17 protein-coding genes are annotated in these 20,605 nt (G+C 74.0%); 11 read left to right on the top strand and 6 right to left on the bottom strand.

Features of this window, described 5'->3' with window-relative positions:
- The first annotated feature begins 164 nt into the window (after positions 1-164).
- From ACFYUV_RS40020 to ACFYUV_RS40010, 3 genes are read left to right on the top strand one after another with little or no spacing between them, the layout of a single operon-like run.
- Entirely contained in the window at positions 165-1,493 is a 1,329-nt protein-coding gene (locus ACFYUV_RS40020; RefSeq protein WP_387678578.1) for an SWIM zinc finger family protein, read from the top strand.
- Positions 1,490-4,681 (top strand): hypothetical protein, encoded by a 3,192-nt coding sequence (locus ACFYUV_RS40015; RefSeq protein WP_387678575.1) that lies wholly within the window; start codon positions 1,490-1,492, stop codon positions 4,679-4,681. Before ACFYUV_RS40020 ends, ACFYUV_RS40015 begins: the two co-directional genes overlap by 4 nt.
- Entirely contained in the window at positions 4,678-7,434 is a 2,757-nt protein-coding gene (locus ACFYUV_RS40010) for a hypothetical protein (protein ID WP_387678572.1), read from the top strand. Before ACFYUV_RS40015 ends, ACFYUV_RS40010 begins: the two co-directional genes overlap by 4 nt.
- A gap of 170 nt (positions 7,435-7,604) precedes the next feature.
- Here ACFYUV_RS40010 and ACFYUV_RS40005 read toward each other — a convergent pair whose 3' ends face one another.
- Positions 7,605-7,814 carry a heavy-metal-associated domain-containing protein gene (locus ACFYUV_RS40005; RefSeq protein WP_358301112.1) on the bottom strand — a complete coding sequence of 70 codons (210 nt, stop codon included), beginning with the start codon at positions 7,812-7,814 and terminating at the stop codon, positions 7,605-7,607.
- 150 nt (positions 7,815-7,964) lie between these two features.
- Between ACFYUV_RS40005 and ACFYUV_RS40000 the strand changes: the two genes are divergently transcribed.
- From ACFYUV_RS40000 to ACFYUV_RS39990, 3 genes are read left to right on the top strand one after another with little or no spacing between them, the layout of a single operon-like run.
- Entirely contained in the window at positions 7,965-9,107 is a 1,143-nt protein-coding gene (locus ACFYUV_RS40000; RefSeq protein WP_387678569.1) for an NAD(P)/FAD-dependent oxidoreductase, read from the top strand.
- Positions 9,108-9,133: 26 nt separating this feature from the next.
- Positions 9,134-9,508: a BlaI/MecI/CopY family transcriptional regulator gene (locus tag ACFYUV_RS39995; RefSeq protein WP_357972372.1), complete on the top strand. Its 375-nt coding sequence runs from the start codon at positions 9,134-9,136 to the stop codon at positions 9,506-9,508.
- The gene (locus ACFYUV_RS39990) at positions 9,505-10,455 is read left to right on the top strand and encodes a M56 family metallopeptidase (protein WP_387678566.1); all 951 of its coding nucleotides are present in this window, start codon (positions 9,505-9,507) and stop codon (positions 10,453-10,455) included. Before ACFYUV_RS39995 ends, ACFYUV_RS39990 begins: the two co-directional genes overlap by 4 nt.
- A 38-nt stretch (positions 10,456-10,493) precedes the next feature.
- Here ACFYUV_RS39990 and ACFYUV_RS39985 read toward each other — a convergent pair whose 3' ends face one another.
- Positions 10,494-11,099 carry a MarC family protein gene (locus ACFYUV_RS39985; protein ID WP_387678563.1) on the bottom strand — a complete coding sequence of 202 codons (606 nt, stop codon included), beginning with the start codon at positions 11,097-11,099 and terminating at the stop codon, positions 10,494-10,496.
- A 344-nt stretch (positions 11,100-11,443) separates the two neighbouring features.
- Here ACFYUV_RS39985 and ACFYUV_RS39980 point away from each other — a divergent pair, with 344 nt between their 5' ends.
- From ACFYUV_RS39980 to ACFYUV_RS39965, 4 genes are all read left to right on the top strand, one after another.
- Positions 11,444-12,040, top strand: a complete 597-nt coding sequence (locus tag ACFYUV_RS39980; RefSeq protein WP_387678561.1) for a DUF4396 domain-containing protein — start codon at positions 11,444-11,446, stop codon at positions 12,038-12,040.
- Between the two features lie 947 nt (positions 12,041-12,987).
- A complete protein-coding gene (locus ACFYUV_RS39975) occupies positions 12,988-14,427 on the top strand; it encodes an MFS transporter (RefSeq protein WP_387678559.1) in 1,440 nt (479 codons plus the stop codon).
- Positions 14,428-14,459: 32 nt separating this feature from the next.
- Positions 14,460-14,948: a universal stress protein gene (locus tag ACFYUV_RS39970; RefSeq protein WP_387678556.1), complete on the top strand. Its 489-nt coding sequence runs from the start codon at positions 14,460-14,462 to the stop codon at positions 14,946-14,948.
- Between the two features lie 234 nt (positions 14,949-15,182).
- Positions 15,183-16,130, top strand: a complete 948-nt coding sequence (locus ACFYUV_RS39965) for an NlpC/P60 family protein (protein ID WP_387678553.1) — start codon at positions 15,183-15,185, stop codon at positions 16,128-16,130.
- Positions 16,131-16,213: 83 nt separating this feature from the next.
- Here ACFYUV_RS39965 and ACFYUV_RS39960 read toward each other — a convergent pair whose 3' ends face one another.
- The 4 genes from ACFYUV_RS39960 to ACFYUV_RS39945 are packed head-to-tail and all read right to left on the bottom strand — an operon-like array spanning position 16,214 to position 19,982.
- A complete protein-coding gene (locus tag ACFYUV_RS39960) occupies positions 16,214-18,454 on the bottom strand; it encodes a heavy metal translocating P-type ATPase (protein ID WP_387678550.1) in 2,241 nt (746 codons plus the stop codon).
- Between the two features lie 28 nt (positions 18,455-18,482).
- Positions 18,483-19,469 carry a hypothetical protein gene (locus tag ACFYUV_RS39955; protein WP_387678547.1) on the bottom strand — a complete coding sequence of 329 codons (987 nt, stop codon included), beginning with the start codon at positions 19,467-19,469 and terminating at the stop codon, positions 18,483-18,485.
- Positions 19,466-19,678 (bottom strand): copper ion binding protein, encoded by a 213-nt coding sequence (locus ACFYUV_RS39950; protein ID WP_358301136.1) that lies wholly within the window; start codon positions 19,676-19,678, stop codon positions 19,466-19,468. Before ACFYUV_RS39950 ends, ACFYUV_RS39955 begins: the two co-directional genes overlap by 4 nt.
- A 22-nt stretch (positions 19,679-19,700) precedes the next feature.
- Positions 19,701-19,982 (bottom strand): metal-sensitive transcriptional regulator, encoded by a 282-nt coding sequence (locus ACFYUV_RS39945; RefSeq protein WP_352356023.1) that lies wholly within the window; start codon positions 19,980-19,982, stop codon positions 19,701-19,703.
- A gap of 115 nt (positions 19,983-20,097) precedes the next feature.
- Between ACFYUV_RS39945 and ACFYUV_RS39940 the strand changes: the two genes are divergently transcribed.
- Positions 20,098-20,583, top strand: coding sequence for a cyanamide hydratase (locus ACFYUV_RS39940; protein ID WP_387678544.1), 486 nt, complete (start codon positions 20,098-20,100; stop codon positions 20,581-20,583).
- Positions 20,584-20,605 lie beyond the last annotated feature (22 nt).

The following is a 20,605-nucleotide window of genomic DNA, read 5'->3' as shown; positions in this document are numbered from 1 at the left end:
TTCATGGGCGCCTCCCAGGGGGGGTGATCCACTTCAGGTTGCCCAGAGCATAAACCGGCTTGTCCGAAATGAGTAGAGCATCCGGAATCAAAGATGATCTGGCCTCAAAACCGGCGGAACGCGTAGCGGAGATCTTGTCGGTGGCGCGATCTATCGTCCCGGCCATGACTTCAGCGACGCAGGCGTACACGTACGCCGCGCCCTCCTCGCTCATCGACGGTCGCCTCGGGCTCGCGACCTCCGGCGGCCGTGCCCTGTCCGGCCCCGCCGTGGCCCCCCGCTTCTTCAGCGGCGTGGTGACCCAGGCCGCCCCCGCCGCGGCGGCCCTGCTCGGCGTCGCCGACGTGGCGCTGGCCCGCTACCACCAGCCGCAGGAGCGACCCGGCTGGGTGCGCGACCCGGTGGTGACGTGCAACGGCGACCGCCTGCGCTTCGAGTCGTTCTCCGCCTGCGGCGGCGTGTACGCCCGGCTCGACCTGCTGCAGGGCGCGCTCGACGGCGAGGTCTTCGACCGGGGCACCACCAACGTCGACGTGAACGCCCCGCTGCGGGAGGCGCTGGCGCGCATCGGCGCGCGCGACCCGCTGCACCTGGGAGTGGGCCTCGACGAGCTGGTCGTGACCACCACGGACGGCGCGGTGGTGGAGAAGAAGGTGCCGCTGCCCGAGCGCTGGCTGCGCGGGTTCGCCGAGGTGCAGGTCATCGCCTCGGGCATGGACCAGCGCGGCGAGCTGGCCGGCATGGCGGCGGTGCGCTTCCTGCGCGGGCTGCCCAGGAAGGGCACGGTGTGGGTGGCCCAGGTGGGGCGCGACCTGAAGGTCTCCGACCGCCCGGTCGCCGGATCCGTCCAGCTCGCCGGCCCCAACCGGCTCGCCACCCTGCTGCCGTTGCTCCGCTTCGCCAAGGCCCTGCGGGTGTACGGCCCGTCCGACGCCGCCTCCAGCGCCTGGGAGCTGGAGCTGCCGGGCATGCGCTACACGCTCACCCTGTCGCCCGAGCGCTGGCGCGGCTTCTCCGGCGAGGGCGCGGTGCTCGACGACCTGGCCACCGACGAGGCCGAGAACGACGCCGACGTGGTCGGCATGCTGCTCAACTTCGAGCCCGAGGTCGAGATCGGCCTGCTGGCCGACCGCGCCGGCATCCCCGCCGACCGGGTGCGGGCCGCGCTGACGCAGCTCGGCGTCGCCGGCCGGGTCGGCTACGACCTGGCCGAGGCCGCCCACTTCCACCGCGAGCTGCCCTACGACAAGGACAACGTGACCGTGCTCAACCCGCGGCTGGCCAAGGCGCGCAGGCTCGTCGAGGCGGGCGCCGTGCGGCTCGACGGCGAGTCGGCCACCGTCCGCACCTCGGGCGGCACGCGTCAGGTCTCGCTGGCCGACGGCTCCTGCACCTGCGAGTGGTGGTGGGACCACCGCGGCTCCCGCGGTCCGTGCAAGCACGTGCTGGCCGCACGGATCGTCGCCCGCGCCGCCGTGGAGGTCTCCCGATGACCACCTGGACGGAGATCCGCGACCTCGTCGTCCGCAACGAGTCCGGCCGCCTGGCCGACCGGCTGGTCACACTCACCGAGCAGGAGCGCGCCGAGCTGGCCGGGCAGCTGCCCGGCCTGGTCAAGGAGCTGCGCCGGGTCCGCACCGAGCAGGTGCGCGCCGAGCACCCCGACGACTTCGGGGAGATGGTCTCCTGGGAGGTCGAGAAGCTGTTCACCGGCATCGCCAGGGCGCTGCTGGTGGCCGGCGTCGGGCTCATCACCGGCCCGGCCGCCGCGGTGACGTGGATGACCGGCCGCGACGTCAACCGCCGCTGGGGGCCTGCCATCAGGGTCGACCAGGTGTGCCGGGTGGCGGCCGCCCGTCCGCCGGAATGGCGCCGGGACGTCGCGGTCCGGCTGGCCCGGCGGGTGCGCCGTCCCGCCGACCGCATCGCGCCGCTGGCCCTGGAGCTGCTGCGCCAGTCCGGCGCGGTGCCGCCCGACCACGACCCGCTGGTGGCCGCCTGGCTGTTCCAGCCCACCGTGCCCGACGACCCGCTGGCCCCCGTGCTGCTGCCCCGGGTCTTCGACGCCGACGGCGCCGGCCGCGTCCTGCGGGAGGAGTCGCTGCAGCCCCGGCCCTCCCGCTGGCTGGCCGCCGTCGCCCGCAAGATCCCCAGGGAGCAGGCCCTCGACGGTTGCGTGAGCCGGTTCCTGCGCGGCGGCGAGCAGCAGGACCTGCGGTTCTTCGTCCGGCTGCACACGCTGCTCGACCCCACGCCCGCGGAGTCGGCTGCCCGCCTGCGCGACTACCTGCGGTTGTTGCCGTCCGCGCCGGGCACGGTCGCCGAGTCGGCCGCCGCGCGGGTGCGCGCCGCGATGCCGCTCGACCACGCCGACCTGGTCGAGGCGGTCGACGCGCTCACCTTCCGGGCCGAGGCCAAGCTCGCCGCCACCGGGCTGCGCTGGCTCGACCGGGCGATCCGGGCCAGGCCGGAGACCGCCGCCGACTTCGTCGCCGCGCTGACCACGGCGTACGCGCACACGTCCTTCGAGGTGCGCAACCGCGCGGTCGAGCTGACCCTCAAACACGCCGGCCTGCTCACCGACCACGCCGGGGCGATCCTCGACGCCGTCCGCGACCTGCCCGCCGACCTGGGCGCGAAGCTGGCCGGGCGGTTCGGCGGGGAGACCCCGGTCGAGGAGCTGCTGGAGCCCAAGGAGTTCCCGCCGCTGCCCGAGCCCGCGCAGGCGCTGCCCTTCCCCGAGCCGTCGATCTTCCCCGGCGGGCACGAGCCCTGGATCGACGAGGAGCGCTGGCTGGCGGCCTTCGTCACCGGCGTCGCCGACGACCGGGCGGAGCTGCGCCGCAGGCTCGCGCCCCACATCGAGCAGGCACACGCCGAGCAGGTCCACGTCGCGCAGGCCCACATCGCGCAGGCCCACGTCGCGCAGGCACACGGCCACCGGCGGCTCAAGGACGTGTGCCTCGATCCCGGCGAATGGCGGGCGGCGCTGGCCGCGGAGCTCGTCACGCCCGGCAGCGTGCCGGAGCTCCCGCCGATCCAGCCGGAGAGGTTCTGGGAGCGCGCCGCCCACTCCGTGGGAGTGCGCGTCGTCCCCCGCGGGCAGGAGCCCGGCCAGGAGCCGCCGACCGGGCGGATCATGGTGGGCGGCGGCCGCCGGCCCGGCCGCTTCCTCGACGACGACGCCCCGCTGCGCGCCTTCTCCATCACCTGGACCAGCGACGAAGGTCCCGCCAAGGCGGTGGTCCGCGAGGTCGACCAGGAGATCCCCTTCGCCGGCGGCCGGATCCGGCTGAACGAACCCGATGATCGCCCGGTGCGGAAGAGGCCCGGCGTCCTGTACGACGACTCCGTGGAGGCCATGCCGTACCACGTCCTCGACCGCGCCTACGACGAGATGACGGCGCTCGGCGTGGACCCCGCCCGGATCGCGGCGATGCGGCTGGGGGAACCGGTGCCCCCGCCGGGCCCGGACGAGCCGCTCGCGCGGGTGACCGTCGTGTTCGTCCCGCCGCGGCGACGTTCGTACCTGCCCGAGGCGCTGTCCGAGCAGGACGAGTGGCGGCGGCGCAACCGCCTGCCCCGCGCCGGCCGGGTCGCCCCGCTCCACGACTTCCTGCTGCACCGCTACGCGGAGCTCGCCGCGGCCCTCCGCGAGAACGCCCTCCCGCCGGTGCTGCTGGCCACCCCGACCTGGACGAGCGGCCACCTCGACCCCGACGTGCTGGTCGGCCGGCTGGAGACGTGCGCCGCCGCCGGGGTGGAACCGCTCCCCGCCGACCTGGCGCAGGCGCTGCTGCGGCTGCCGCGGGGCCGCCATCCGGCGGCGGCCGAGCGGGCCGCCAAGGTCGAGTCGGAGGCGGCGCGGTCGGCCGCCCGCTGGCTCGCCGGTGACGGCATGGCCGACCCCGAGTGCGGCCACGGGTGGCGGCACATGGTCGACGCGTCCATGGTCGAGTTCGGCGACGGCGACCCGGAGCACTTCACCGAGGTCAGGCTGCGGCCCGTGCTGCGGGTGACGGCCCCGACCGGCCATCGGCTGATCGACGAGGTGGTGCTGCGGGAGCCGTCCGACCGGGCGGGCAGCGAGTCCGGCCACATTCTGGGGGCGTGGCCCGCCGTTCTGCCCTCCCACCGCGAGGTCGTGGCCGTCAACTTCCTGCCCTACCTGCTGCAGGGCCACTGGGGCGTCTGGCGCGCTCCGGCGGAGATCATCGGCCTGGAGCTCGCCCAGGGGCCGATGGGCGAGTCCACGGCGCTGATCCTCGCCTTCCTCCTGGCCGGCGGCGTGCCCGACCTGATCCCGCTGGTCCTGCGCATGGCCGCCAGGGGCGAACTGCCCGCCGAGGAGATGGGCCGTCAGCTCGCGCTGGTGCTGCGCCGCACCTGGCAGGAGACCACCCCCGCCATCGCGGCCCTGACCCGGCTGGCCGAGGCCGGCGGCCACCACGAGGTGTGGCGCGTCATGCGGGCCCTGCTGCCCGTGATGTCGCCCGGCGAGGGGCGGCGCGTCACCGTGAGCCACACCCGGCTCGTCGCCCTCGCCACCGACGTGGCCCTCTGGACCGGCGCGCGCGGGGAGATCCCGGTCGTCGCCGAGTTCGCGGGCGGCCGCCGGACGACCCGCTTCGCCCACGCCTGCCGCCGCCTGCACGCCCAGCTCACCGGGGCCACGTCATGACCGCCGACGACGTCCGCGCCGAGATCAGGCGCCTCGTGCTCGCCCGCGACACCGAGCGGCTGGCCTCCCGGTTGCCGGACCTCACCGGCGCCGAGCGGGCCGCCGTCGCCGCCGAGCTGCCGGGCCTGCTCGCCGAGCTGCGCCCGCGACTGCCGGCCGCCCGCTGGAACGCCTTCGACCAGCCCACCAGTCACTCCGAGGCGCTGATGATGGTGGGCGCGGCGACCGTTCCCGGCCCGGCCGGCGCGGCCACCTGGCTGATGAAGCGCGACCTCGACCCGGGAACGTCCGGCGCGCCGAGCCCGCACCGGCTGGTCAGGGCGGTCTCCGGCCGCCCGGCGGCCTGGCGGGCCGATCTGGCGGTCCGGCTCGCGCGCCGCGTCCGCCGTCCCGACGACCGGGTCGTGCCGCTGGCGCTGGCGCTGCTGCGCGACGGCCCGGTTCCCCCGCCCGACCACGAGCCGCTGGTGGCGGCCTGGTTGTCGGCGGCGACCGTGGCCGACGACCCGCTGACGCCCCACCTGCTTCCGCGGATCTTCGAGGCGGCCGGCGCGGGCCGGGCGCTGGCCGACGAGCAGCTCACCCCCGAGCCGTCCCACTGGCTGGCCCTGACCGGCCGCGCGCTGCCGCGCGAGCAGGTCATCGCGGGCTGCGTGCGCCGTTTCCTGCTCGGCGGCGACGCGCGTGACCTGCGCTTCTTCGTCCGGCTGCACACGCTGGTGGCGCCCACGCCGGCGGAGTCGGCCGGACGGCTGCGCGACTACCTGCGGCTGCTGGCCACCGCGCCGGGCCCGGTGGCCGAGCTGGCCTGGCGGCAGGCGCGCGCGGCCCGGCTCGACCCGGCGGACGTCGCCGAGGCCGTCGAGTCGATGACCTTCCGCCCGGAGGCCGGGCTCGCGGTGAAGGGCCTGACCTGGCTCGACCGTGCCCTCGGCCCTCACCCGGAACGGGTGAACAACCACGTCAGGGCGCTGACCAACGCGTACGGGCACGCCTCCCACGAGGTGCGCGACCGCGCGGTGGCCCTCACCCTCAAGCACGCCGGTCACGTCACCGACCCCACAGCGCTCCTGGAGGGGGCCGAGCTGCTGCCCCCGGCCTCGGCCCGGCGGCTCCACGAGCGCTTCGGCGCGGGCCGGACCGGCGACTTCACCCCTGGCCGGCTGCCCGAGGCCACCGTGCCCGGCCCGTTCCCGGTCCGCGGCCCGGAGGCCGGCCCGCCGGCGGAGGCAGGCTGGATCGCCGTCGAGGCGTGGCTGGCGGCGGTCGTGCGGGAGGCCCACGCGGACCCCGGCTCCCTGCGCGAGACGCTGGCCCGGCGGTTCGGCGAGGAGCTGCGGCCGGTGCTCTACGACATGCCGGTGTGGGAGTCGCCGCGCGACTGGTGCACCGCGCTGGCCAGGGAGCTGGTCAACCCGGGCGAGGATCCGGGGCCGCCCGGCTCGCGTCCGCCGCGGGGGTGGCCGCCGTACCGGAGCACGCCCGGCGACGTCGGGCAGGCCCTGTACGACGGCATGGTGAACCTCGCGGCCACGGCCTTCCGGCTGCTCCCCGGCCTGCGCACGATGCTCCCGCTGCACGACCTGCCCGACGACGTGCAGGAGGAGCTGCTGCGGACGGACGACGTCGAGACCGATCTCTACGACCCCGACGCCCGACCGGCGCCCGCCGAGTGGAACCGCCTCCCCCGCCCGGAGGAATGCGCCGGCCCCCACGCCTTCCTGCTGTCCCGCCTCGACGAGCTGCTGCGCGCCGCGAAGGCCGGCGCCCTGCCCCCGGTCCTGCTGGCCACGCCCACCCGCGCCGACGGCGACCTCGACCCCGAGACCCTGCTCACCCGCCTGGCCGGGTGCGCGCGCTCCGGCCGCGAACCGCTGCCGTTCGACCTGGCGCAGGCCCTGCTGCGGCTGCCCCCCGATCCGGCCCCCGACCTGGCCGAGCGGGCGCGGGGCATCGGCTCGGAGGCCGCCGCCGCGGTGGCCCGCCGGCTCGGACGCGGCGCGCCCCCGCCGCCGCGGGTCGAGGTGACCTGGACCCCCGGCCTCGGCTCGGCGCCCCACGAGCAGGTCCCCGGCCGGCGCGGGATCGCCGCCGTGAGCTGGCCGCCCGCCGAGCCCACCGGCCTCGCCGCCGTCGACGCCCTGCTGGCCGCGCCTTCCCGGAGAGGCTTCTGGCGCGGGTCACGTGACTTCTGGACGGGCATGACGCCGCACCACCGGGAGCTCGCGGCGGCCCATCTGGCGCTCTGCCTGCTCGACTACTCGGTCCCGCCCGGCGTCGACGACCTGCGCGGCCTGGCGCTGGCCGGCGGGGAGTCCGGTCCGGCCACGGCCCTGGTCCTGGCCTTCGTGCTCACCACGGAGGGCGACGACGCGGTGCCCCCGCTGCTCGAACTGGCGGCCAAGGGCGCGCTGCCCGCCGCCGGGACGGGCCGTGCGCTGGGCATGCTGAGCCGCCGCGGCGGCGTGCGGCCCGACCTCGCCCTGCCGTCACTGGAACTGGCCGCCCGGCAGGGCGCGCACGCCGAGGTGTGGACGATCCTGCGCCACTTCCTGGCCGTCTTCCTCCCGCGCGGGGGCGAGCGGGCCCGGCGTGCGCACACCGACGCCGTCGTGCTGGCCACGGACGTCGCCATGTGGGCCGGGGCGCGCGGCGAGATCCCGGAGGTGGCCGCCCACGCGGGCAGACGCGGCTCGACCGCGCTCACCCGCGCCTGCCGTGGCCTGCACCAGGCGCTGACCAGGGAGCCCTGAACCGGCCCTGAACCGGCCCTGAACCGGCCCTGAACCGGCCCTGCCCCGGAAGCCCTGAACCGGCCCGGCGCCGCTCCCGCCGACCAAGCCGAACCGGCGGCGGGGTCAGCGCCGGGCATGCCGAAGCGGCGCCGGGGTCGGCCCGACGCCGCTTCGGTGGTCTTGACGGCTCAGCCGGCCACCAGCTCGTAGCCCGCCTCTTCGACGACGTCCCTGATCTTCGTGTCGTCGAGGGCGTCGGTCGAGGTGACGGTCACCTGCCCCGTGGCCAGCTCGACGTCGACCGAGGAGACCCCGGCGACCTTGCCGATCTCGGTCTTGACGGTGCCCGCGCAGCCGCCGCAGGTCATTCCGGACACCGTGTAGGTCTTCGTGCTCATCGCCTCGCTCCTCTCGTGATACCCCGGCCGGGTATGTCGGAAGAGAACGTACGCCCGATCTTGCGTAAAGGCAAGCCATACGCCGGAGGGGTATGTGAGACGCGCGTCACATTGCCGCACCCATACCCCCTCCCGGTATCGTTGCCTCGCATGAGAACCCTTGACAAGATCGTTGTGGTCGGCGCCTCGCTGGCGGGGCTGCGGGCCGTCCAGACCCTGCGCCGGGAGGGCTTCGACGGCGAGCTCACGCTGGTCGGCGCCGAGGCGCACGTGCCGTACAACCGGCCGCCGCTGTCCAAGAGCGTCCTGCGCGGCGACGAGGACGTCACGCTCCCCGGCGCCGAAGAGCTCGGCGACGACTGGCTGCGCGGCAGGCAGGCGGTACGCCTGGACGCCAGGAGCCGCACGGTCGTCCTCGACGACGGCGCCGAGCTCGGCTACGACGGCCTGGTCGTCGCGAGCGGCGCCCGTCCCAGGCGGCTCGACGGCGTGCGCACCCTGCGCACCCTTGAGGACGCCCTGGCCCTGCGCGCCGAGCTGGACTCCGGCCACGAGCACGTGCTGGTCATCGGCGGCGGGTTCATCGGCGGCGAGGTGGCGACCACGGCCAGGCAGCTCGGCCGCAAGGTCACCCTGGTCGACTCCGGCCCGCACCCCATGCACGCGGGCCTCGGCGCGCAGGCGGCGCGCTGGCTGGCCGGGCACCATGAGCGCAACGGCGTCGAGCTCGTCACCGGTGCGCGCGTCACCGAGGTGACCGGCGGCCAGGTGCGGCTCGACGACGGCCGCGTGCTCTCCGCCGACCTGGTCGTGGGCGGCATGGGCGTGACGCCCAACACCGAATGGCTGGACGGCAGCGGCCTGGCCGTGGACGACGGCGTGCTGTGCGAGCCGACGCTGTACGCCACCGGCTCGGTGAACGTCGTCGCGGCGGGCGACGTGGCCCGCTGGCCGCACCGCCTGTACGGCGACGCCCTGATCCGGGTCGAGCACTGGTCCAACGCCAACGAGCAGGGCGCGGTGGCCGCCCGCAACCTGCTGGCCGGGCCCGACGAGGCGCAGCCGTTCGCGGACGTGCCGAACTTCGCCACCCACGTGCACGGCGCCCGCATCCAGACGGCCGGCCTGCCCCACCTGGCCGACGAGGCGCGCGTCGTCGCCGGCGACCCGGAGGAGGACCGCTTCGCCGTGGCCTTCGCCCGCGACGGCGTGCTGGTCGGCGCGGTCGCCGTCAACGCGCCGAAGGACCTGATCAGGCTCAAGCGGTCCATCGCCGCGGGCGAGGCGATCTGACTACGACCGCGGGTAGCATGACCGGCATGATGCGTGGCCTTGGCGAGCTCGAATCCACGATCATGGACTGGATGTGGGCCAGGCGGCGTCCCGCCTCGGTCCGCGACGTCTTCGAAGACCTCAAGCAGCGGCGGACCATCGCCTACACCACGGTGATGACCGTGATGGACAAGCTGCACACCAAGGGCATGCTCCGGCGCGAGGCCGTCGGCCGCGCCTACGTCTACGAACCGGTCGCCTCCAAGGAGGCGTACACCGCCGACCTGATGCGCCGCGCGCTCGCGGGCAGCGGCAACCAGGCCGCCACCCTCGTGCACTTCCTCGAACGGCTCACCCCCGAGGAGGCCGCGGCGCTGGAGGCGGCCCTTCAGGTCTACCCGCACCGGGGCCGTCCCGCATGATCGCCGCCGTCGTCCTGGCCTGTTACACGGTGGCGGCGGCCGTCTGGCTGCCCGTGCTGGGGCAGCGGGCCGCCAAGTGGTCCGACCGGGCGCCGCGGCTGGCGATCGCGCTGTGGCAGGCGGGAGCGGCGTCCGTGGTGGCCTCGGCCGTGCTCGCCGCGCTGGCCTTCGCCGTGCCGGCCGAGATCGTGGGCCACGGGCTGGCGGGGTTGTTCGAGGCGTGCGCCGACATGCTCGGCGACGGCTCCAGCGTGTCCCGGGTGGGGTTGGCGGCCATGCTGGCGGCCGGCGCGGTGCTGTCCAGGGTGCTCTGGTGCGGCGTGACGGTGCTGGTGCGGGCCGCCGTGGAACGTCGCCGGCACGCCGCCATGTTGCGGCTGCTCGGGCGGCGCGACGCCGAGCTGGGCGTGGTGGTGATCGACTACGACGAGCGGCTGGCGTACTGCGTGCCGGGCCGGCGCGCTCAGACGGTCATCACCACGAGCGCGCTGCGGGCCCTGACGCCGGAGCAGATCGCCGCCGTGCTGGCGCACGAGCAGGCGCACCTGCGCGGCCGTCATCATCTGGTGCTGGCCGGGGCCGAGGCCCTGGTCCGGGCGTTTCCCAGGGTGCCGCTGTTCGAGCGGGCCAGGACTGAGATCGCGCGGCTGGTCGAGCTGCTCGCCGACGACGTCGCGGCCCGCCGCCACCCGCGCGCCCAGATCGCCGCGGCGCTGGTCAGCCTGGCCACGGGGCGCGCGCCCGCGTTCACGCTCGGGGCGGGCGGGGAGACGGCGCTCAGCCGCGTACGCCGGCTGCTCGGCCCCGAGCAGCCGCTCGGCCGCCGCGAACGGCTGACCGGGCTGCTGGCGGTCAGCGCGCTGCTCGGCGGGCCTGCGGCGGTGGCGCTGGCGCCGGGGGTCGGCTCGTTCCTGGCCCACCACTGCCACTCGCTGCTGTCGCTCTGATGTACTACTTCCCTTAGTAGCCAGGTGGCCGGACGGGGTCAGGCGACGCCCCAGCGCGTCCAGTGCTGCACGGCCGCCGCGACCAGTTGCACCGCCATGGCCGCGGCCAGCAGTCCCATCACCCGGGTGACCAGATTGAGCCCGTTGTCCTTGAGCAGCCGGCCGATCGCGAAGGAGAAGCGCAGCGTGAGCCACGTCAGGAGCAGCGCCGCGGCCAGCGCCAGGACGACCGCCGTCACGGCCGCGGCGGTGGCCGCCTTCTCCATGTAGAGCATCGTCGCCGCGATGGCCCCCGGCCCGGCCGGCAGCGGCGTGCCGAGCGGGACGAAGGCCACCGCCCCGCTCCCGGCGTTGGCCCGGTTGCGGGCGCAGTCGGCCTTGAGCAGGTCGAGCGCGATGAGCGCGAGCAGCACGCCGCCGGCCACCTGCAGCGCCTGCAGGGAGATGCCGAGCGCGTCGAGCAGCCCGTTGCCGAGCACCGCGAACACGGCGACGACGCCGGCCGCCACCAGCACGGAGACCCTGGCCGTACGGCGGCGGCCCGCCGGGTCCTGGCTCCTGGTGAGGGTGAGGAAGATCGGGATGGCCGCCAGCGGGTCGAAGATGACCAGCAGCGTGACGAAAGCCTGGACGAACAGCGACATGACCTGCTCCACGGGTACGGAGGGGTTCCCCGCGGTCAGCGCGCGGGGCCGGGCCGGATCTCCGTGGAGCGGCAGGGCACGGACCGGCGCAGCCACACCGCGCCGCCGTGCTCCCGCCTGTTCATGCCCGCCCGAACGGGGGCGGCGGCCGGGCTGTTCCCGAGGCGTCCTGATGGCGTCGGACCGCTCTAGTCTACTATTCAGAATAGTAGGCTGACCGTCCGCGCCCATCCGGTCCCCGACCTCCCTCTTCGCCCCCATGTCGCTGACAGGAGGCTCACCTCCCTCTTTACCGGCATACCCCATACCCCTAAAATCGGTCACCCCACCTAAGGAGTATCACCATGGACCATAGTGGACATCACCCTCCCTCCTCCTCGTCGGAGCACCAGCACGCCGCTCCGCCCGCCGCCACGTGGGCCATGGCCGCCCAGGCGACCCTGCACTGCCTGACCGGATGCGCGATCGGCGAAGTGCTCGGCATGGTGATCGGCACCGCGCTCGGCCTGTCCAACCTCACCACCGTGATCCTCTCGGTGGCGCTGGCCTTCGTGTTCGGCTACGCGCTGACCATGCGCGGCGTCCTGCGTGCCGGGGTGGACTTCAAGTCGGCGCTGAAGGTGGCGCTGGCGGCCGACACCATCTCGATCGCGGTGATGGAGGTGCTGGACAACACCGTGATGGTGACCGTGCCGGGCGCCATGGACGCCGGGCTGGGCAACTGGCTGTTCTGGGTGGCGCTGGCCGGGTCGCTGCTGGTGGCGTTCCTGCTGACGACGCCGGTGAACAAGTGGCTGATCTCCCGCGGCAAGGGTCACGCCGTGATCCACCAGTACCACCAGGGCCACGGCGGCCACGGCGGCCACCAAGGTCACGACGACCACGAGGGCCATCAGGGACACGAGGCCCATCACGGCCACCAGGGCCACCAGGGCCACTGACAGGACACCACCCCAGTCACGACACGAGCCGACCCGCCCGCCGTCCGCGATCGCCGACGAATCCCGGACGAGAGGCGGGCCCGCTCACAGACCCCCGCCCCGCCCCCATGACCGCCCCTCCCCGACCACCCCACAGGCCGGCCCCCACACAGGCCGACCCCGACGCCGAACCCGGAGAGCGCGGCAACCCCGACACGACACCCAGCTCACCGCCACGACCGGGCATCTCCCTCCCTCGCGCCATCGCAGGCCCACCAAACGCCGAGCCGGGTGGGCAGGGCCACCCCGGCATACCCTCGGCTCACCGCCATGAGCGGGCAATTTCCTTGCGCCGCAAGGGGCGCCCCCGACGTCGAGCCAAGAGCGCGCGCCGATCCCCCGACGCGACGCCTCCCGCGACGCGCCAACCCGCACACCCACCCACCCCGGGCACGCCAAGCCCGCACACCCCAGCCCCCTGACGCACCCCGCATACCCCACCCCCGCATACCCGGAGCCGCATCCCGGCCACCGCATATTCCAGCCCACACCCCTCAGCGCCACACACCGCAGCGCCACGTGCCCCGGCGCGCATACCGTGACCCGGCCCGCGCACCCGGTCCTCTTTCGCGTACCGCATACCCCCCACCCACATAGCGCGCGCCCCCAGCCCCGTGCATGTGTCACTTACGCGCCCCTGCCCCGTGACGCGTCACCCGCCGACGCTCCGCCTTACGCCGCCGGAGCTGCGGGAATGTCGTCGCCGCGTGGTCGTCCTGCCGCGTCGTCGGCGCACGTGGGCCCGCTGGCACGCGGTGCCGCCCGGACGGGATCCGGCGTGCGGACTTGACAGATACCCCCCCGGTGTATGTATGTTCATCGCCAGATACCCCCTACCGGTATTTACGAGGAACCCAAAGACCCGCCCGCATCCCCACCGGGGTACGGCGTAGCGCTGGAGAATGCTCATGTCCGCACCATCCCCCCGGCGATGGACCGCCCTGGCCCTGATCGCCACGGCCCAGTTCATCGTCATCATGGACACGTCGATCATCGGCGTGGCCCTCCCCCGCATCCAGGAAGACCTCGGCTTCTCGCAGGAGAACCTGTCGTGGGTCTTCAACGCCTACGTCGTCGCCTTCGGCGGCCTCCTGCTGCTCGGCGGCCGGCTCTCGGACCTGTTCGGCGCACGCAAGCTGTTCGGCGCCGGCTGGCTCATCCTGCTCGCCGGCTCGCTCGTCGCCGGCATCGCCCCCGAGGTGTGGGTCGAGCTCACCGGACGTGCCGTCCAGGGCGTCGGCGCGGCCCTGATCGCCCCGTCCGCGCTGACCCTGCTGATGATGCTGTTCGGCCACGACCCCAAGGAGCTCACCAAGGCCCTCGCTCTCTACGGCGCGGCCGCCCCGGCGGGCGGCACCGCGGGCGTGTTCCTCGGCGGCGTCATCACCGAGTACCTGAGCTGGCCCTGGGTCTTCTACATCAACATCCCGATCGCGCTCGTCGCACTCTTCGCCACCCGTCCGCTGATGCCCGCCGGTCAGTCCCAGCGCGGCTCCATCGACATCCTCGGCGCGCTGACCGTCACCGCCGGGCTGGGCGCGGCCGTCTACGCCATCGTCCGGGCGCCCGAGGTCGGCTGGGGCTCCGCCCAGACCTGGGGCGTGCTGGCCGCCGCGATCGCGCTGCTCATCGCCTTCCTGGCGATCCAGGCCCGCCGCCGCGAGCCGCTGATGAGGCTGTCGATCTTCCGTACGCCGAACCTCGCCGCCGCCAACCTGACCCAGCTCCTGCTCGGCGGGGCCTGGATCCCGATGTGGTTCTTCCTGAACCTCTACCTGCAGCAGGTCCTCGGCTACAGCGCCTTCCCCAGCGGCGCGGCCCTGGTGCCGATGACCGTCCTCATCATGCTCGGCATGATCGTCCTGGCGCCGCGCGCCATCAACCGGTTCGGCCCCAAGGCCGTCACGGTGGCGGGCCTCGTCCTGCTCGCCGTCGGGATGGGCTGGCTGTCGCTGATCAGCCCCGAGGGCAGCTTCGCGGTCGACGTCCTGCCCGCCAGCCTGGTGGCCGCGCTCGGCATGTCGCTGGCCTTCATCCCCTCGCTCGGCACCGCCATCTCCTCCGCCCGTCCCGAGGAGGGCGGCCTGGCCTCCGGCATCGTCAACACCAGCTACCAGGTCGGCTCGGCCCTCGGGCTGGCCGCCATGACGGCCGTCGCCGCCGCCAACGGCGCCGCCCAGCTCGGGAACCTGCCCGCGCTGACCGACGGCTTCTCCTCGGCCTTCGTGGGAGCCGCCGGGATCGCGGTCGCCGGCGCCCTGATCGCCGCGCTGACGCTCCGCTCGCGGGGCGCCGCCCCCGCCGAGGCCGCCGACACCGCCGAGACCACCGCCGCCACCCGCGGCTGACCTCGACGCTCACAGCTCCGAAGGAGATCCCCATGTCCATCCTCATCGCCTACGACGGTTCACCCGACGCCCGCCACGCCGTCGAGGAGGCCGCCCGGCTGTTCCCCGGCGCGTCCGCGGTGGTGCTGTACGCCCGTCAGCCTCTGGAGAGCCTCGCCGCGCACCTCGAAGGGCATCCCGCCCTGGAGGACCTGCGGGACATCGACGCCAGGACCATGGACGCCTCGGAACGGCTGGCCGCCGAGGGCGCCGATCTCGCCCGCTCCCTCGGGCTGCGGGCCGAGCCGCGGGTCGCCTCGGTCCCGGAGGAGGTCGTCGCCGCCGCCATCGTCGACGCCGCCGAGGAGGCCGACGCCTCGCTGATCGTCCTGGGCTCGCGCGGCCGGCAGGGGCTGCGGGCGCTGCTGTCGGGCAGCACGTCCACCCACGTCATGCACGCCACCGCGCGCCCCACGCTGATCGTCCCCTCCAAGCCGCTGGCCGACGCCCGTCGCGCCGCCGAGCACCGCGCGGCCCGCTGAGGTCGCCGAGAGACGCCCGGCTCCCATCGGGAGCCGGGCGTTTCGGCGTTCCGGTGAACGCGCCGGACGTGGCGTGCGTATCCCCACACGAGCCGGTACGACGGCCTGTTACGCCGGATAGTACGGACGAAATGCCAACAAGCAGGGCGACCTTCGGTACTATTCCGCCTCAGACATGGAGGCGTACGAGGAGGCATCGTAGTGGTCGTGGCGACGAGGCTGGGGCGAGCGGCAGTGGCCGTGACACTTGCGGCGGTCGCGGCGGTCTCCATCCCGGGCGTCGCCTCGGCCGACCCGTCGCCCGCCAAGGCCAAGGCCAGGCTGGTGAAGCTGAACGAGCGGGCCGACGAGGTGGTCGAGCAGTACAACCAGGCGACCGAGGCGCACAAGAAGGCCAAGCAGAAGTACGACGCCCTCAACGCCGAGGTCGCGCGCAAGAACGCCCAGGCGGACGGGTTACGCAAAGACCTCGTCTCGGCGGTGGTCAGCGACTACCAGTCGGGCCCGCTCACGACCTGGGGCCGCTTCGTCGCCGACGGCACCCCCGACGAGGTGCTGAGCGGCATGGCCGCCCTGGAGCAGATCTCCCGGGCCAGAGCGGCGAAACTGGCGGCGTTCCAGGCCACCACCAAGGACCTGCGCGCCCGGCGCGACGAGGCCCGGACCGTCCTGGCCGAGGCCGACGCGGCGCGCGACAAGGTGCGGGCGGAGAAGGCGAAGGTCGACAAGCTGGTCAAGGCGCAGACGAAGCTCCTGCGCAGGCTGGGCGCCTTCCGGGCGGGCGATCCGAACAGCGCCGGCATCAGGTACACCGGCTCGGCCTCCGGAAACGCCCGCCTGGCGTTGCAGTTCGCCTTCGCCCAGGTCGGCAAGCCCTACCAGTACGGCGCCGAGGGCCCGAGCTCCTACGACTGCTCCGGCCTCACCCAGGCCGCCTGGCGCACCGCGGGCGTCGAGCTGCCCCGCACCACCTGGACGCAATGGGCCTGGGGCGCGAGCAGACGCGTCTCGCTCGACGCGTTGCAGCCCGGCGACCTGCTCTTCAGCAAGGGGCTCGGCCACATGGGCATGTACGCCGGCAACGGGAAGATGGTCCACGCGCCCCAGACCGGTGACGTCGTCAAGGTGGTCGACCTCGACGACTACTGGCGCACCCGGCTGCTCGGCGCGGTCCGCCCCTGACCGGCGACGGCTGTGCACAGGCCGGGCACGTGAAGAGGGCTCCGGGCGTCGTGCCCGGAGCCCTCTTCACTTGGGGCCGTTGTTCACTTGAAGCGGCGCAGCCGGAGGCTGTTGCTGACCACGAACACGCTGGAGAAGGCCATCGCGGCCCCCGCGATCATCGGGTTGAGCAGGCCGAGCGCGGCCAGCGGCAGGGCGGCCACGTTGTAGGCGAAGGCCCAGAACAGGTTGCCCTTGATCGTGCCGAGCGTCCGGCGGGAGAGCCTGATCGCGTCGGCGGCCACCCGCAGGTCACCGCGGACCAGGGTCAGGTCGGACGCCTCGATGGCGGCGTCCGTGCCGGTGCCCATGGCCAGGCCCAGGTCGGCCTGGGCGAGCGCGGCCGCGTCGTTGACGCCGTCGCCGACCATCGCCACGACCTTGCCCTCGCCCTGGAGCTCCTTGACGACGTCGACCTTGTCGGCGGGCAGCACCTCGGCGATCACCTCGTCGATGCCGACCTCGGCGGCCACCGTCCTCGCCACGGCCTCGTTGTCCCCGGTCAGCAGGACCGGGGTGAGACCGAGCGCCCGGAGCTGCTGGATGGCCTCCTTGCTGGTGGGCTTGATCACGTCGGCGACCACCAGCACCGCGCGGGCCTTGCCGTCCCAGCCGACCGCCACGGCGGTCCGGCCGCCCGCCTGGGCGGCGTGCAGAGCGCGTTCCAGGTCGGACGGCAGGTGCTGGGACCACTCCTCCAGCAGCCTCGGCCGGCCCACCAGGACCGCGTGCCCCTCGACGACGCCCTGGACGCCGAGGCCCTCGACGTTCGCGAAGTCCTCGGGGGTGGGCAGGTCGCCGACGCGGGCGGCGGCGCCCTTGGCGATGGCCTGGGCGATCGGGTGCTCGGAGGCGTGCTCCAGAGCGCCCGCCAGGCGCAGCACCTCGGTCTCGTCCTCGCCGTCGGCCAGGTGCACGCCGGTGAGCGTCATCCGGCCCTCGGTGACGGTGCCCGTCTTGTCGAGCACCACCGTGTCGATGCGGCGGGTGGACTCCAGCACTTCGGGGCCCTTGATCAGGATGCCGAGCTGCGCGCCCCGGCCGGTGCCGACCAGCAGCGCCGTCGGGGTGGCCAGGCCGAGCGCGCACGGGCAGGCGATGATCAGCACGGCCACCGCGGCGGTGAAGGCCGCGCCGACGCCGTCGCCGGTGCCGAGCCAGAAGCCCAGCGTGCCGAGAGCCAGCGCGATCACGATCGGGACGAAGATGCCCGACACGCGGTCGGCCAGCCGCTGCACCTGCGCCTTGCCCGTCTGGGCGTCCTCGACCAGCTTGGCCATCTGGGCGAGCTGCGTGTCGGCCCCGACCCGGGTGGCGCGGACGACCAGCCGGCCGCCCGCGTTCACGGTGGCGCCGGTGACCGTGTCGCCGGGACGCACCTCGACGGGCACGGACTCGCCGGTCAGCATCGAGGCGTCGACCGCGGAGGTGCCCTCCTCGATCACGCCGTCCGTGGCGATCTTCTCGCCCGGCCGCACGACGAACCGGTCGCCCACGGCCAGCCGGTCGCTGGGGATGCGGGTCTCCACGCCGTCGCGCAGCACCGCGACGTCCTTGGCGCCCAGTTCGAGCAGGGCGCGCAGGGCGGCGCCGGCCCGGCGCTTGGAGCGGGCCTCGAAGTAGCGGCCGGCCAGGATGAACGCCGTCACCCCCGCCGCGGCCTCCAGGTAGATGTTGCCCGACCCGTCGGTGCGCTCGATCGTGAACGCGAAGGGGTGGGTCATGCCCGGGGTGCCGGCCGTGCCGAAGAAGAGCGCCCACAGCGACCAGCCGAGCGCGGCGATGGTGCCGACCGAGATCAGCGTGTCCATCGTGGCGGCGCCGTGGCGCAGGTTCGTCCAGGCGGCCTTGTGGAACGGCCAGCCGGCGTAGACGACGACCGGCGCGGTGAGCACCAGCGACATCCACTGCCAGTTGGTGAACTGCAACGGCGGGATCATCGCCATCGCGATCACCGGCACCGCCAGCACCACCGAGGTGATCAACCGGCTGCGCAGCGGGCGCAGCTCGTCCTCCGGCTCCCGCTCGCCCGGCTCGCCCTCGGAGCGGGGCGGCGCGGGCAGCGCGGCGGTGTAGCCGGCCGCCTCCACCTGGGCGATCAGCTGCTGCGGATCGACGCCTTCGGGGAAGGTGACCTTCGCCTTCTCGGTGGCGTAGTTGACCGTGGCGGTCACGCCGTCCATCTTGTTGAGCTTGCGCTCGATGCGGTTGGCGCACGAGGCGCAGGTCATGCCGCCGATCGAGAGTTCGACCGCGTTCTGCCGGTCATCGGTGACAGAGGTCATCACCGTTCCCCTTTCCCAGTGGCTTTTCTCAGTGGCTGTGGTTGCCGTGCCCGGCGGGCGTCGCCGACGCGTCGGGGGTGGCGGGGGTGGCGGGCCGCGGCCCGGCCGCGAGCGTGAAGTCGGCGGTACGGACCTCGCCCTTGTGCTGGAAGTCCAGGAACAGGCGGTAGTCGCCGCCGCTCGGCACCTCGGCGTAGAAGACGATCTCGGGGCCCGGCTGCGTCCTGCCGTCGCCCGGCTCGCCGTCGGGGTGAACGTGCAGGTAGGCCAGGTCACGACCGCGGAGGGCGACCAGGTGGCCGAAGGCGCCGAGGTAGGGCTGCAGGTCGGTGACCGGCTTGCCGTCCTTGCTGACCTTGAGGGTGAGCTTGCTGGCCTGGCCCGGCGTCAGGTCGCCGTCGAGGGTGACCTCGTAGCCGTCGACCTTCGAGGTGCGGCCGGTCTCCGGCAGCGGCTTGGGCTGGTAGTCGCCCGCCACGGCCAGGTCGGCGCCCAGCGTCAGGGGCTCGCCGCCGGTCGGCGCGAAGTCGGCGAAGGCCCGGTAGCCGCCCGCCTCGGGGAAGGTGACCTTGACCGACCAGATGCCGTCGGCCGACATCTCCGGATGGACGTGCTGGAAGCTGCCCAGGTCGCGGGAGACCACGATGAAGTGCAGCTTCTTGTCGTGCTGGACCTGGTAGTCGGTGACCGGGCGGCCGTCGGGGCCGGTCACGGAGAAGCGGAAGTCGGCGGGCTCGCCGGGCTTGAGCGACGTGGTGAGCGGGTTGAGGGTGTAACCGTTCTCGGACACTTGGAGCCCCCCGGGGGTATCGTTCTTCTTCGTCGTCGTCGGCTGCTGGGCTGCGTGCTGGTTGTGGCCCGCGCTCTGCGCGGTCTCCGCGGTGGCCGTCATGGCGCTGTGGTCGGCGGCGGGAGCGGCCCCCACCGGGCCCACGACCTTGCCGGCGCCCAGGGCGCCGCCGAAGACGACGGCCAGCCCCAGGGCGTAGGAGCCGAGCTTGGCTGCGGTGTTCACGACTGGTTCGCCACTTCGTACCCGGCCTCCTCGACGGCGGCGACGATCTTCGCCGCGTCGATCGGGCTGTCACTCTCGACGGTCAGCAGGCCGGAGGCCAGATCGACCTCGACGCCGGTCACCCCGGCGACCTCGCCGACCTCCTCCTTGACCGAACTGACGCAGTGGCCGCAGGTCATGCCCTTGACGGTGTAGGTGGTGGTGCTCATATCGGTCTCTCCCTCAATCCGGTCAGGAACGAACAAGTCTGGCGATGGCGTCGGAGGCTTCCTTGACCTTGGCCTCGGCCTCCGGGCCGCCCTTCGCGGTGGCCTCGGCGACGCAGTGGGCCAGGTGGTCCTCCAGCAACGACAGGGAGAACGACTTCAAGGCGCTGGTCGCGGCCGACACCTGGGTCAGGATGTCGATGCAGTACTTGTCGTCCTCGACCATCCGCTGCAGGCCGCGGACCTGCCCCTCGATGCGGCGCAACCGCATCCCTTGGTCCTGCTTGCCACTGCCGTGTCCAGCCATGTCAGCCCTCCCTCGGCTCGTTGCCGTTGAAGACACTATACCCCCCTATGGTATCCAGAAGGCAAGTGGCGGCCCCTGCCGACGGGATCCGGCGGCCGGATGAAAGGCTGAAGGCATGTTCCCGGAGACTCCCGCCGCCGCCGCGGCGCTGTCGGTGGCCGGTCGTCACTGCTCGCCCGCGCTGCTCCACGACATGGGGCTGACCGAGCCCTTCGACAGCCACCGGCTGCCGTTCGAGGAGGCGGGCGGGCAGCTCGCCTGGGTGTTCGGCACGGCGGCCGGCTGGCCGGCCGAGCGCGCCGAGCGGGCCGCCGAGATCATCAGGCTGCACATGCGCGCCGACGTGTCCGCCGCCGACGACCCGGAGTCCCACCTGCTGCAGGTCGCCACGAGCTGGGACGTGGTCGGGCGGCGGCCCGAGGAGTTCGCGCCGGACGCCAGGGCCGAGCTGCTCGCCCGATATCCCAGGATGGGCTTCGGCGCCGAGTTCCTGGCCTGCTTCGAGGACCAGGCCAGGCGCAAGCCGGACAGCGCCGCCGCGGCGTCGGTCCGGAACGACGTCGCGGGGCGGATCGCCGCCAACCCGCTGGACGGCGGCTGACCCGAGCCCCGGCGACGCCGCA

Origin of the sequence: Nonomuraea sp. NPDC003560, from assembly GCF_042878785.1 — a bacterium.
Classification (GTDB): domain Bacteria; phylum Actinomycetota; class Actinomycetes; order Streptosporangiales; family Streptosporangiaceae; genus Nonomuraea.
This window is presented reverse-complemented; position numbering and strand designations above follow the sequence as displayed.

Bases quoted from the DNA above. Each gene is read 5' to 3' on its own strand.
- ACFYUV_RS40020 (WP_387678578.1), top strand. From the start codon at position 165: ATGACTTCAGCGACGCAGGCGTACACGTACGCCGCGCCCTCCTCGCTC.
- ACFYUV_RS40015 (WP_387678575.1), top strand. From the start codon at position 1,490: ATGACCACCTGGACGGAGATCCGCGACCTCGTCGTCCGCAACGAGTCC.
- ACFYUV_RS40010 (WP_387678572.1), top strand. From the start codon at position 4,678: ATGACCGCCGACGACGTCCGCGCCGAGATCAGGCGCCTCGTGCTCGCC.
- ACFYUV_RS40005 (WP_358301112.1), bottom strand. From the start codon at position 7,814: ATGAGCACGAAGACCTACACGGTGTCCGGAATGACCTGCGGCGGCTGC.
- ACFYUV_RS40000 (WP_387678569.1), top strand. From the start codon at position 7,965: ATGAGAACCCTTGACAAGATCGTTGTGGTCGGCGCCTCGCTGGCGGGG.
- ACFYUV_RS39995 (WP_357972372.1), top strand. From the start codon at position 9,134: ATGATGCGTGGCCTTGGCGAGCTCGAATCCACGATCATGGACTGGATG.
- ACFYUV_RS39990 (WP_387678566.1), top strand. From the start codon at position 9,505: ATGATCGCCGCCGTCGTCCTGGCCTGTTACACGGTGGCGGCGGCCGTC.
- ACFYUV_RS39985 (WP_387678563.1), bottom strand. From the start codon at position 11,099: ATGTCGCTGTTCGTCCAGGCTTTCGTCACGCTGCTGGTCATCTTCGAC.
- ACFYUV_RS39980 (WP_387678561.1), top strand. From the start codon at position 11,444: ATGGACCATAGTGGACATCACCCTCCCTCCTCCTCGTCGGAGCACCAG.
- ACFYUV_RS39975 (WP_387678559.1), top strand. From the start codon at position 12,988: ATGTCCGCACCATCCCCCCGGCGATGGACCGCCCTGGCCCTGATCGCC.
- ACFYUV_RS39970 (WP_387678556.1), top strand. From the start codon at position 14,460: ATGTCCATCCTCATCGCCTACGACGGTTCACCCGACGCCCGCCACGCC.
- ACFYUV_RS39960 (WP_387678550.1), bottom strand. From the start codon at position 18,454: ATGACCTCTGTCACCGATGACCGGCAGAACGCGGTCGAACTCTCGATC.
- ACFYUV_RS39950 (WP_358301136.1), bottom strand. From the start codon at position 19,678: ATGAGCACCACCACCTACACCGTCAAGGGCATGACCTGCGGCCACTGC.
- ACFYUV_RS39945 (WP_352356023.1), bottom strand. From the start codon at position 19,982: ATGGCTGGACACGGCAGTGGCAAGCAGGACCAAGGGATGCGGTTGCGC.
- ACFYUV_RS39940 (WP_387678544.1), top strand. From the start codon at position 20,098: ATGTTCCCGGAGACTCCCGCCGCCGCCGCGGCGCTGTCGGTGGCCGGT.